This is a genomic window from Cupriavidus sp. GW823-FHT07A04 (assembly GCF_058794615.1).
The window spans coordinates 73,151-85,552 of the sequence record NZ_JBXAHA010000015.1 but is presented as its reverse complement, the minus strand read 5'-3'; the positions used below and the strand labels follow the sequence as shown (position 1 = coordinate 85,552).

General features: G+C 65.3%; 10 protein-coding genes and 1 pseudogene. 7 read left to right on the top strand and 4 right to left on the bottom strand.

Going from position 1 to position 12,402, the window contains the following annotated elements:
- Positions 1-3: 3 nt before the first annotated feature.
- Positions 4-927: a LysR family transcriptional regulator gene (locus tag AC1Q7Q_RS25235; protein ID WP_492371175.1), complete on the bottom strand. Its 924-nt coding sequence runs from the start codon at positions 925-927 to the stop codon at positions 4-6.
- 153 nt (positions 928-1,080) lie between these two features.
- Here AC1Q7Q_RS25235 and metE point away from each other — a divergent pair, with 153 nt between their 5' ends.
- Complete coding sequence (gene metE / locus AC1Q7Q_RS25230; RefSeq protein WP_492371174.1) at positions 1,081-3,468, top strand: 5-methyltetrahydropteroyltriglutamate--homocysteine S-methyltransferase; 2,388 nt, start codon at positions 1,081-1,083, stop codon at positions 3,466-3,468.
- Positions 3,469-3,726: 258 nt separating this feature from the next.
- Positions 3,727-5,844 (top strand): annotated as a pseudogene (locus AC1Q7Q_RS25225) (TonB-dependent receptor family protein).
- 74 nt (positions 5,845-5,918) lie between these two features.
- On the opposite strand, the gene AC1Q7Q_RS25220 reads toward AC1Q7Q_RS25225, so the two are convergent.
- A complete protein-coding gene (locus AC1Q7Q_RS25220) occupies positions 5,919-7,343 on the bottom strand; it encodes a DUF1254 domain-containing protein (protein WP_492371173.1) in 1,425 nt (474 codons plus the stop codon).
- A 312-nt stretch (positions 7,344-7,655) separates the two neighbouring features.
- Here AC1Q7Q_RS25220 and AC1Q7Q_RS25215 point away from each other — a divergent pair, with 312 nt between their 5' ends.
- The 4 genes from AC1Q7Q_RS25215 to AC1Q7Q_RS25200 all read left to right on the top strand — a co-directional run bounded on the left by AC1Q7Q_RS25215 (position 7,656) and on the right by AC1Q7Q_RS25200 (position 9,891).
- On the top strand, positions 7,656-7,832 hold the full coding sequence (locus AC1Q7Q_RS25215) for a hypothetical protein (protein WP_492371172.1): 177 nt from the start codon (positions 7,656-7,658) through the stop codon (positions 7,830-7,832).
- A gap of 255 nt (positions 7,833-8,087) precedes the next feature.
- Entirely contained in the window at positions 8,088-8,843 is a 756-nt protein-coding gene (locus AC1Q7Q_RS25210) for a hypothetical protein (protein WP_492371171.1), read from the top strand.
- A 132-nt stretch (positions 8,844-8,975) separates the two neighbouring features.
- The gene (locus tag AC1Q7Q_RS25205) at positions 8,976-9,497 is read left to right on the top strand and encodes an MFS transporter (RefSeq protein ID WP_492371170.1); all 522 of its coding nucleotides are present in this window, start codon (positions 8,976-8,978) and stop codon (positions 9,495-9,497) included.
- Positions 9,498-9,684: 187 nt separating this feature from the next.
- A complete protein-coding gene (locus AC1Q7Q_RS25200) occupies positions 9,685-9,891 on the top strand; it encodes a hypothetical protein (protein ID WP_492371169.1) in 207 nt (68 codons plus the stop codon).
- Between the two features lie 26 nt (positions 9,892-9,917).
- Here AC1Q7Q_RS25200 and AC1Q7Q_RS25195 read toward each other — a convergent pair whose 3' ends face one another.
- On the bottom strand, positions 9,918-10,307 hold the full coding sequence (locus AC1Q7Q_RS25195; RefSeq protein ID WP_492371168.1) for a hypothetical protein: 390 nt from the start codon (positions 10,305-10,307) through the stop codon (positions 9,918-9,920).
- Positions 10,308-10,368: 61 nt separating this feature from the next.
- Between AC1Q7Q_RS25195 and AC1Q7Q_RS25190 the strand changes: the two genes are divergently transcribed.
- Positions 10,369-11,346 carry a tripartite tricarboxylate transporter substrate binding protein gene (locus AC1Q7Q_RS25190; protein WP_492371167.1) on the top strand — a complete coding sequence of 326 codons (978 nt, stop codon included), beginning with the start codon at positions 10,369-10,371 and terminating at the stop codon, positions 11,344-11,346.
- A gap of 41 nt (positions 11,347-11,387) precedes the next feature.
- On the opposite strand, the gene AC1Q7Q_RS25185 is transcribed toward AC1Q7Q_RS25190, so the two are convergent.
- Entirely contained in the window at positions 11,388-12,326 is a 939-nt protein-coding gene (locus AC1Q7Q_RS25185) for an alpha/beta fold hydrolase (protein ID WP_492371166.1), read from the bottom strand.
- Between the last annotated feature and the right edge of the window lie 76 nt (positions 12,327-12,402).

Here is a 12,402-nt window from a genome sequence, read left to right as displayed (position 1 = left end):
CCCTTATTCGCCCTCCGGCAGCAGTTCGATCCCATCCAGCTCGGCCGCGCAGGTATCGCGCACGATGGAGACAAAGTCGCGCACATAAGGGCGCTGCGCAAGCGGCGCCGGCGTGGTGGCATAGAGCTCGCTCCACAAACCCTTGGCGCCGATGCGCTTGGCCAGCACGTAATCGTGGTCGACGTAGTTCTTCACGCCCCAGTTGGGCAGCGCTGCCACGCCGCGGCGGCTGGCCACCAGCTGCAGCACGGCCACCGTCAGCTCCGCCGTGCGCCGCTGCAGCTTGATGCCGGCGGGCTCCAGCACTTCGCGGATCAGGTCGATGCGCTGCTCCGGCACCGGGTAGGTGATCAGCGTTTCGCCGTCCAGGTCGGCCGCCTCGATCCGGCGCTTGTTGCGCAGCCGGTGCTCGTTGGCGATCACCGCGAGGATCTCGAAGCGGAACAGCGGCGCCACCGCCAGGCCGCGCTTGGCCGGCGGCATCGAGCCGATCACCATGTCCGTGCGGCCCTCGGCCAGCAGCGCCAGGGGATCGGCGTGGAAGCCCGCCACCAGGTCCACCTCCACCTCCGGCCAGCGCCGGCGGAACTCGTCCATCACGGGCATCAGCCAGTCAAAGCAGGTATGGCACTCCAGCACGATGCGCAGCTCGCCGCGCGTGTCGCCCTTGAGCCGGGCCAGGTCGCGCTCGGCCGTGCTGATGGCCGCCAGCGTCTCGCGCGCCAGCACCAGCAGCCGGTCGCCGGCCGGCGTGAAACGCAGGCCCTGGCGGGTGCGGTCGAACAGTGGCAGGCCGTAGTGCGCCTCGATGCCTTTGATCTGATGGGACAGCGCCGATTGGCTGACGTGCACGCGCTCCGCGGCCGTGGCGAGCTTGCCGGATTCGGCGATCGCTACCAGCGAGCGCAGGTGCCTGACTTCGATCACGGCTTGCTCCTGGAATGTGAAGAACGGCGCCTGGATGGCATGATATGAAACTGATTCATACGTTGATTAAATCTTATCGCTTGATTCATTTTACGCTGGATTCCACACTGGGCGCCATCGTCACATTCCCAATATCCCAATACGGAGCACTGCATGGCACGCACTCATATCGCTGGATTTCCGCGCATCGGCGCCCAGCGCGAACTGAAATTCGCCCAGGAGGCGTTCTGGCGCGGCGAAACGGACGAGGCCAGCCTGCGCCAGGTAGCAGCCGGCCTGCGCCAGCGCCACTGGCAGTCGCAGGCGCAAGCCGGGCTGGACAGCGTGGCGGTGGGCGACTTCGCCTACTACGACCAGGTGCTGGGCCTGAGCGCCTTGCTGGGCGCCCTGCCCGCGCGTTTCGGCTTCGACCCGAAGCAGCTGAGCCTGGCGCAGTATTTTGAGCTGGCCCGTGGCAACAAAGGCCAGCCGGCCATGGAAATGACCAAGTGGTTCGACACCAACTATCACTACCTGGTCCCGGAACTCGGCCCCGACACCCGTTTCGACGGCGGCGTGGACTGGTTCTTCGACGAAGTGGAAGAAGCGCTGGCGCTGGGCCTCAAGGCCAAGCCGGTGCTGATCGGGCCGGTCACCTACCTGTGGCTGTCCAAGACCCACGTGGACGGTTTCGACCGCCTGAGCCTGCTGCCCAGCCTGGTGGCCGCCTATGGCCGCATCCTGGCCCGCCTGCGCGAACGCGGCATCGAATGGGTACAGATCGACGAGCCCGCACTGTGCCTGGACCTGGAGCCGGCATGGCTCGATGCCTATGACGGCGCCTATGCCGAACTGGCCAAGTCCGGCGCCAAGCTGCTGCTGGCCACCTACTTCGACAGCGCCGCCGACCACGCCGCACGCGCCGCCGCCCTGCCGGTGCAAGGCTTCCACATCGACCTGGTGCGCGCACCGCAGCAGCTCGACGCCTGGCGCAAGGTGCTGCCGGCCGGCGCGGTGCTGTCCGCCGGCGTCATCGACGGCCGCAACATCTGGCGCACCGACCTGCGCCGCGCGCTGGCCGCGCTGGCACCGCTGCATGCCGAACTGGGCGAGCGCCTGTGGGTCGCGCCGTCTTGCTCGCTGCTGCACGTGCCGGTCTCGCTAGAGGCCGAGCGCAAGCTCGATGCGGAAATCAGGACCTGGCTGGCCTTCGCCACCGAGAAGCTGGCCGAGGTCAGCGTGCTGGCCCGCGCCTTGAACGAAGGCGAGGCGGCGGTCGCCCCCGAGCTGGCCGCCGCCGATGCCGCGCTGGCCTCGCGCCGCAGCTCGCGCCGCGTGGTCAACCAGCAGGTGCAGGCACGCGTCGCGGCAGTCACCGCTGCCATGGCCCAGCGCAAGAGCCCGTTCCAGACCCGCATCGAACGCCAGCGCGCCGCGCTGCAGCTGCCGGCACTGCCGACCACCACCATCGGCTCCTTCCCGCAAACGCCGGCAATCCGCCAGACCCGTGCCGCCTACCGCCGCGGCGAGATCGGCGCGCTGGAATACCTGCAGCGCATCCGCGGTGAAATCGAGACCGCCGTGCGCAAGCAAGAAGCGCTCGGCCTGGACGTGCTGGTGCATGGTGAAGCCGAGCGCAACGACATGGTCGAGTATTTCGGCGAGCAGCTGTGCGGCTACACCTTCACCGAAAACGGCTGGGTGCAAAGCTATGGCTCGCGCTGCGTCAAGCCGCCGGTGATCTACGGCGATGTGTATCGCCCCGAGCCGATGACAGTGGAAACCACGCGCTATGCGCAATCGCTCACCGAGCGTCCGATGAAGGGCATGCTCACCGGCCCCGTCACCATGCTGCAATGGTCCTTCGTGCGCGACGACCAGCCGCGCGCCACCACCACGCTGCAACTCGCGCTGGCGATCCGCGACGAGGTCTCGGACCTGGAACAAGCCGGCATCCGCATCATCCAGATCGACGAGCCCGCGCTGCGCGAAGGCTTGCCGCTGCGCAAGGGCGACTGGGCCGCGTACCTGGACTGGGCCGTGCATGCGTTCAAGATCTCGGCCGCCTCGGTGGCGGATGAAACGCAGATCCACACCCACATGTGCTACGCCGAGTTCAACGACATCCTGCCCGCCATTGCCGCGCTGGACGCCGACGTGATCACCATCGAAACCTCGCGCTCCGCCATGGAGCTGCTCGAAGGCTTCGGCGAGTTCGACTACCCCAACGAGATCGGACCGGGCGTATACGACATCCACTCGCCGCGCGTGCCTAGCGTGGAAGCCATCACGCACCTGCTGGAGCGCGCCTGCGAGGTGATTCCGCCGCAACGGCTGTGGGTCAATCCGGACTGCGGGCTGAAGACGCGCGCCTGGCCCGAAACCGAAGCCGCGCTGGCCAATATGGTCGCCGCCGCGCGCAGTCTGCGCGAGCAGATCGGCAAGGACAGCGCGACCAAGTGGCAGCGCGCCACCCGCCGCACCGGGCTGGGCTGGCACGCGGCACACCAGGGCGCCGCGCACGCAGCGGGTTGCGTCGATTGCGCTAACCAGGCAGCCTGATCCGCGCCCAGTCGGGTCCGATCAAGTCCTACCAAGCCAACGGGCCGGCATGCATCGCATGCCGGCCCGTTGGCCGTCTTACTTTCTCTTGCACGCAAAGCGGCAAAACGCCGCACCGCGACGGACAGACTGCCCCGGGCGCACGTTGCGGCACTGTGTCACATAGCGCACACCAGGCTTCCCTCCGTATCGTACGCGGCTATCCAAGCACGGTTAAAAGGCGCGGCCCAAAGCAGGCTTGGCGCCACAAGGGAAATCATGAAACGAGCCAGACACTGGAAGCAGCGCGCCGCCCTGCCCGCCGCCGCCTTCACCACATTCACCACATTCACCACCGCCGCGCTCGCACAGGCCAGCGCGCCCGCCACACCCGATGCAGCTGTCACGTTACCTGCGGCGACCGTTACGGCCAAGGCCCCAGGCTCGCTCACCGCGCCGAACGTGCAGCAGCAACAACAGGCACTGGACCAGACGGCCGGCTCGGTCGGCTTTGTCGACGCCGCGTCCTACAGCGACACCTACGCCAGCAATCTGCGCGACGTGCTCAAGGATGCGCCCGGCGTGTATGTGCAGGAGCGCTACGGCCAGGAACTGCGCCTGTCGATCCGCGGCTCGGGCGTTGCGCGCGGCTATCACGCGCGTGGCCTGGATCTCCTGCAAGATGGCGTGCCCACCAACTTTGCCGACGGCAGCGGCGACTACTACCAGATCGACCCGCTCGGCCTGAGCGCGGCCGAGATCTACAAGGGCGGCAACGGGCTGGCCTACGGTACCACCACGCTGGGAGGTGCGATCAACTTCACCACGCCCACCGCGCTCACCGCCGATGCGCCCAACCAGGTGCGCGTCGATGGCGGCAGCTTCGGCACGGCGCGCGCCAGCGGCCAGGTCTCGCGCCAGATCGGCGCCTTCGACTTTCTCGCCAACCTGAGCGTCAACCACTCGGACGGATTCCGTGCGCACGAGCGCGGCCAGTACGAGCAGTTCAACGCCAACTTCGGCTATCGGTTCAGCCCGGCGGTGGAAACCCGTTTCTACGTGGGCGCCTATATCGTCGACCAGCAATTGCCCGGCGCGCTGTCGCTCACCGATGCGCTGAACAATCCGAAGAAGGCCGCGCCGGCCGCGCTGTCCGGCGACCAGGCGCGCAACACCCGCACCGAGCGCGTGGCCAATGTCACCACCGTCAAGCTCGACAGCGGCCAGCTCGATGTCAGCACCTGGGTCATCCACAAGAGCCTGTACCACCCGATCTTCCAGGTCATCGACCAGGACTACTGGACCTATGGCTTCGCGCCGCGCTACACCGGCACCCAGACCATCGGCGGCCTGCGCAACCAGCTCATCGTCGGCGCGCGCTTCTTCGGCGGCAACAACGATGCGCGCCAGTACGTCAACAACGCCGGCAACCGCGGCGCGCAGACGCTTAACGCCGCGCAGGATGCGTACAACTACGAGGCCTATCTCGAAGACCGCCTTTACGTGACCCCCACCATCGCGCTAATGGCCGGTGCCAAGGCCTACCGCAATGTCCGCCGCTATCAGGACTACGGTGGCCTGCCGGCCAATCCCACGGCCAAGTCCGATAGCGCCACCTACAGCGGCGTGAACCCGAAATTCGGCGTGCTGTGGGAGCCGGTGCCTGACGTGCAGGCATTTGCCGACATCACGCGCAGCGCGGACGTACCCGACTTCACGGACCTGAGCCAGACCATGGCCACCACCACCCGCTTTGTGCCACTAAGCGCGCAGCGCGGCTGGACACTTGAGCTGGGCACGCGGGGCAAGCGCGAACGGTTCTCCTGAGACGTGACGGCCTATCGCTCGCTGGTGCGCGACCAGTTGCTGCAATACACCACCAATCCGAATATCCCGGCCGCTACCTTCAACGCCAACCGCACCACGCTGCAAGGCGTGGAGCTCGGCGTCAGCGGCGACGTGCTGCAAAACCTGTTCGGCTCCGGCGACAAGCTCACGCTGTCGCAACTGTGGAACTACAGCGACTTGCGCTTCGACAAGGATCCGCAGTACGGCAACAACCGCATCGCCGGCATACCCGAGCACGTGCTGCGCACCACCATTGCCTACAGCCGCGCGGCCGGGCTGCGCGTTGCCGGCACCATCGACTGGGTGCCGGGCGGCGCCTATGTCGACTACGCCAACACGCTGCGTACGCCTGGCTACGTGCTGTTTGGCCTGCAGGCCAGCTACGAATTCCAGCGCGGCGTGACGGTGTTCCTGGATGCACGCAATCTCGGCAACAAGCGCTATGTGAGCGACTTCAGCACCGTGGCCGATGCGCGGACAGCCAACACCGCGGTGTTCTATCCCGGTTCAGGCCGCGCGCTCTATGCCGGCGTCAAATACAAGTTCTGAGCCTGCGCCTTGTCATGAAAAAAACCCGCCTCGGCGGGTTTTTTTCATGACAAGGCGCGGCTTGGGGCCCGCAATCACTCCACCCGCATCACCGGCGGCGTGCTCCAAGTGCCGTCCAGCATCACCTGCCGGGGCCAATACACCCGCATCATCAGGTTGAAGCCATCAGGCGGCGCCGGCAGCCAGTTGACCACCCGCTTGCCCGCTGGGCGCGCATTCTGAATATAGATATCGAGCGAGCCGTCACGGTTGTACCGCAGCCGGTCGCGGTCCCCGATGGCATAGCGGTTGAGCGGATTGGCGACAAACGCCTGCTTGTCGTTATAGAGCGTCAGTGACCAGAAGGCCATGCTCGGCGGCATCTGGCCCTTGTTGAAATGCATCACGTAGCGGTTTGCCCCGTTCAACGGCTTGCCGGCGGCGTCGACCCGCGTGCTGGGATACAGCGCGTCCGCCGGCAGGTTGGCGCCAAGCCCAACCCAGGCCACCAGCGCGCGCTTGCCGTAGGCCGTGCCGTAGTTGCCGAGATCCCGGTGCACGGTCCATTTGCCGTCCCCTTCGCCGCCACCGCGCTTGGCCATGGCCACGATACCCGCCAGGGCAGCGGTGGCGCCCTCCTGCACCGCGCGGGCCGTCGATGGCTCCAGCGCGGTCACGGAGAAGGGCATGCCCGAAACGATCCCGAACTGCTTGATCGATTCCACCATGGCCGCATCGGCCGCGGCCGGAGGATTGGCCGGCAGCAGTTCGGCGAAACGGGTGAAGAACGCCTGCGCGTCCATCGCCGCCACCTGCTCAACGGGCGGCGTTTCCACATCCACCGGAACCGCTTCGGGCAGCATCGCCTCGGCGGGCTTGGGCCGCGCCTTGCCGCTACGCTGCAAGGCGGAGAGCGGCGCCAGGCGATATTGGTCCTGCAGGCGGCGGACCGCTGCGTAATCCTGCTTGCCATTGGTTTGCGTACGGCCGATCAGCCACACCATCTCGGTCGGCGAGCGGATTTCAGTGACCCCTGGCGGCAAGGTGCCGTTCCACATCGGCCCCGTTACGGCGTAGACCGCTTTTTTGGTGCCCGCGGTGCGCTTGCCCGGCGACGCGAAGACGTTGGTCCAGGCGTCCATCAGCGGCATCAGGTAATAACGCCCGTGCGTGTCGGGCAGCGAGAGGATCACCGGGCCGCCGGACAAATCCAGCCATGCCGTCGAATAGAGCGTATCGGCATTCGGGCTGACGACGTCGGTGAAGGTGGCATCCGGGAAACTGCGCTTATGCGAGAAGGTATTGGCCGGCACGCGGGCACTCATGACCTCACGCGTGACATCCATCAGCACCAGCGGATAGGCGTAAACAAAAATCTGGGCAGATAAAGCCTTGATCGCCCCATCGGACGGCGGCGAAGCTGGCTGCGGCGCCGCGGAAGTTTGCGGGCCCGCGGCGCAGGCAGACAACAGCAGACCGAGCGCAAGCGCGCTCGCAATTCGGCGTAGCGAAATAATCATGACCCCGGTTCCTCGTCGGAATGGCTACCTTCCATGCAATTTTCGCCGACGAACGGGCGACATCGTTGCACAGAGGCGCGTCTATTTTCCCGAGCGATGATGTTCCCGGCAACCGGAGTTGTCAATTGAACAACGGTAAACAGTGAGGGCAAACGCACCAACGCCCACCAACGCTGCCCCCAAGCAATGCATTTGACTGGAAAGCTGATGGTCCGGTGCAGCCTCTCATTACGGCTGCGCTTATCTTGGAAATTACCTTGGCGATTACCTTGATGATTATCTTACCGATAAGAGCCGTCTGATGAAATTAATATGACCAAGCCCCTGGAATCCATTATTTTCCCAACACATTCGGCCTGGATCGCTGCCCGGCAAAGCCGGAGCCTGAGCGCGTGGGGCTGCGGCGCGCACCCGTACGCGCAACATCCAGAAGTGCATGACAAAGCGCACAAGCGAAGCGACTCGGATTGTGTCGTCTGGCGGATCTGAAAGTAGTTTTGTCCGTTCGGTAACGCTCGGAAGCCGTAGATTCATAACACCGGACATGGGACCGCCCGCGTTTTCTTCCCTGGCAACGCCAATCGATGCCAGCGGCGGCCTGCGCAAGATCATCAGGAGGAAGGCCGGCAACGCGAGCCGCGCCTCGTCCGGTAGCGGCGGGCCATTTGTGGCCGGCCGCAACATATCGCCCCCTTCCCGGCCCTTGCACTGGCCGGAGTGGAGCGGGAAGCGGAGCAACATGCGATGCATGACTACGACATCGACGCGGAGCCGCCCGGGCTCCAGGTATTCGAAGGCGTCGTGACTCGACATCTGCTCGACGAGATCAATGCGGCAATCGACGCCAGCCGGGAAACGTGGCGGCCGGCGGATGGCCGCCGCGCCACGCAGGCAGCCGTGCAATTTGCAGACATGCTGCGGCAAAACGAAGGCTTTCAACTGGCGGAACGGCAGGCCTGCGAGATCTCAAGACGATGGGCACGCAAGGCCGGCTGGGAGCTCAACGGCGAGCCGCCACTGTGCGTGCTGCGCTGTGTCAATAGCGGCTTGCCCGCCCAGAGCCACCTGCGGCATTACGACTCCCATATCCTGACGCTGCTGATTCCGCTGCAAGAGGCGCAGGCCACCCAGGAAAACGGGGACCTGATCATCTACCGGCGCCAGCGCCATGCGGTGACGGCCATGTCGAATATTGTTGCGAAGATCCGGCTGATCCTGTTGCGTAACCTGCCGTTCGTCATCCGCCGCGCGCAGACCTTCCGCCATCTTGCCGAGCACCAGTGCGACCGCATCGCCTGTGTGCCGGGCAATGTCTATGCGTTCAACGGCTTCGTCACGCTGCATGCCAACCTGCATGCCGAGGCGGGCGAGCGCCGCTCATTGATCGTCCACTATTATGATCCCGGCCTGACCGCCGGGCTCAGCACGGTGCCGCGCGCGTGGCGCGCGTTGCGCGACCGGCTGCTTGACGCGTTCCAGCACACCAGGCCGCGGGCCTGAAGCCACGCCCTCCTGTCATCCCCCATCGGTTCCGCTTGGGCGCCCGGATCATTTCGCCGATACTGGGTAAGCGGGTCGTCGCCCCAGCGGCGCCAGACTGCGAATTGCATCTACGCGATCGATGGGACCGTCATGGCAACTGGCAGTGCGATGCTGGGCAAGCACCCTGACCTGTCGGCTGCGCAGGTTTATCTCTTCGCCTTTACCCTGGGCTGCACCACCGGCGTGGACTTCGTGGCGTCGTCCATGATGGGCGTCGCGGGCACCCATATCCGGGGTGGCATTCACGCCTCGCCTGAGGACTTTCTCTGGAGCCTCACCTCCTATGCCGCCGCGGCCACCGTTGCCAACCTGGTGCTGCGGCGCATCGCGCAGGACATCAGCTATCGCGGATTTACCCTGCTCGGCCTGCTCATCGCCACCGTGGGCGCCGCGCTTTGCGCCGTCTGCAATACACCGCTCGAACTGAGCCTGGCGCGCGCGGTGCAGGGTCTTGGCGCGGGTGGCCTGTTCACCGCGTCGCGCATCATCATCCAGCTGGCAGCCGCCCGTGAAGAGCGCCGGCCCCTCTTCCTGGGCTTCAACGCCGGCGGCATGGATTGGGTGACCGTCATATTGCTGGGCATGGGCTTAGCGCAGCGCGCGCTGCGCTAAGCCGCTTCAAAGAAGGTGGCGGGAGGGGGCGGAGGACTCAGCGGCGCACGGAATTGCGACGTAAGTATGGATGCCGGACCGGCAAAAATCCCCCGAAGTGGCGGGATTGTGAGCGAACGAATGGGTTCTACAATGCGGCTGCGCGGGGCATACGCTTCGCCAGGCGAGCCGCACAGGAAGCACAACCATGACGCTTTATCTACTCGGATTCCTATTCTTCGAAGCCTTGTGGTTCTTCCCGTTCAGGAAGGTATTCAAGGCTGCCCATTTTGGTCCCCTCTACGCGTATCTGGCGCTGCTGCCGTTCATCGGGCCGCTGCTGTGCATCTGGATTCTCGCCTCACGCCCCTGGCCCCTGAAATCCAAGCTGGTCCGCTCGTTCTCGCAGGCGTAGCGCGTGCGGCGGGCCGCGTGACCCAATCAGAAATCGTGGTCCCCCAGCATGACGGGGTTAATAGACGGGTCGGCAGACCACTTCTGCAAGGCCACTTCCTGGATGCGGTCGAGATTACGCTCGAAAATATCCAGGTGGCTGCCAATCTGGCCCTGAGCCAGTTCATCCAGCGCCGAGCGCGAAACAAAGCCGCTGCTGTCCACGCCGTTTGCCACAATGGAAAAACCGATTTGCTCGCCATCGTCGGACGGGGCCGGATTGAGTATCAGGAAGGCTGTCGACATCGTTAGCTCACGTTGATTCGGAGGCTGGATCGTAGCATGAGCGACTCCGCGCGATCGAGATGCACAATCGGCGTCCATGCACGCCGTCATGGGAAGGGTATCGCCCGATTCCATGACCATCCCCTCTTCCATGAGTATCTTCCTTGCGCACTAAAGAGCACATGAATGTGCATCACCGCCAGGAGACAAAAACATGGATCGTCGTCATTTCCTTACCACCGCGGTTGCAGCCGCCGCGCTCGGCGCAGCCCCCGCCTTTGCCAATGGCTGGCCAAGCCGCCCGCTGCGCCTGGTCGTGGCCTACCCTGCTGGCGGCGGCACCGATGTGGTCGCGCGGCTGTTCGCGGACTTCCTTGGCAAGGCCCTTGGCCAATCGGTCGTGGTCGAGAACAAGCCGGGCGGCGCGACGATTCCCGCGACGCTCGACGTGATCCGCGCCAAGCCGGACGGCCACACGCTGCTGATGACGCTCGGCTCCTCGGCCACTTCGGGTGCCCATATCAACAAGGTTCCCTACGACCCGCTCACCGACCTGACCGCGCTGGCCGAAGCCGCACGGGCACCCGTCCTACTGGTCGCCACCAGGAACGCGCCCTTCTCCACGCTGGCGGAGATGATCACCTACTCCAAGAGCGCGAAGTCGCCGCTGCATTCGGCCTCGTATGGTCCGGGCACATCGTCGCACTTTGGCCCGCTGCTGCTGAACAAGCTATCTGGCAGCCGGCTCGAGCCGGTGTTGTACAAGGGTTCGGCTCCTGCCACGCAAGACCTGGTGGGTGGCGTGGTGCCGGTAATGATCGACGGGCTGACCACCGCCGTGCCGCTCTATCAGTCGGGCAAGACCAAGGCGCTGGCCATCACCACGCCCGAACGCTCCGACATGGCGCCGGGCGTCGCCTCGTTCCGTGAACTGGGGTTTCCGGGCATGGAGCAATTGAGCGGCTACTTCGCGCTGTTCGGCCCCAAGGCCATGCCGGCGGACGTGGTTGGCGCGGTCTCGGCGGCGATCCAGAAGGTGCTCGCCGACCCGGCCTATCACAAGCGGCTGTTCGCGGTCGGCGTGCTGCCGCCGCAGGCCATCACGCCGCCCGCCTTCGCCGCGCAGGTCAAGGCGGACTACCTGCGCTGGGGCGAGTTCATCAAGGAGATCGGATTCACCATCGACGCTTGACCGGCAGCGCGGCGACTGCCGTGCGCCGCGTCGGTGCCGCGTCAGAGCCGCGCGGCAGCCGCCGTGAGCCAGGCCGCGGTCTGGTCGGGAAATGTGACCGGCAACATATGGCCGCCAGGGACAAGTTCGAGATCCAGCGCCGGCAGCTTGTCCTTCATCGCCTTGCCCTGCGCCTGCCAGTCGAGCACGGCATCCCCGGTCCCGTACAGGATGCTGATCGGCAAGGCCAGCGAGGCATAGCGCTGCGCCATGGATGGCAGGTCCTCCTCCACGCTGACCATATCCGTCGATGTGGCATAGAAGCTGCGCGGCCTCAGGCTGAGAAGGCCGCCGCCTACGGTGCCGAAATCCTGCGGCGGCCGGTCGGGGCTGAAGACCAGTTCAACCATGGTCTTGCCGCGCAAGATAGATCGTGGGATCGCCCACGTCCACGCGATCACACGGCGCATGGTGGCTGAGGAAATCGACAGCGTACGGAACATGGGCGGCACGCCCTCCACCGGATGCGTCAGCGGTGCAATCAACGCCAGTCCGCCGACCGTGCCGGGATGATCGAGCGCGACGCCAAGCGCCACCGCGCCACCCAGGGAGTGCCCGACCAACAGCGGATTCTGCAGGTCTAGCGCACGGATGAACTTGGCCACGACGGTGCTCTGCACGCTCAGGCGGGCCGACATCGCCGATGGCCGGGTCGAATGGCCCGAGCCGGGCCGGTCGACCAGGATCACACGGAACCGGCCGGTCAGTTTTTCAAGCAGCGCGTAGGAAAAATTGCCGGTCTGCCCCCCCAGCCCGTGAACCATCACGATGGCCGGGCCCTCGCCCTTGTCGATGTAATGGAGGCGGGCGCCATCGATCTCGATGAACTTCCCCTTGGGCGGCAGCGCATTTTCCACCTTGCGCGCAATCAGGCCGGAGAATGCCACCAACCCAAACAGAACGACGGCGCCCACGGCGACGCAGGCAATCAATATGGTCATTGTGTATGTACCTTCACCCTTGAAATTCAACCTTGACGTTCAACCTTGACGTTCAACCTTGACGTTCAAGCATTAT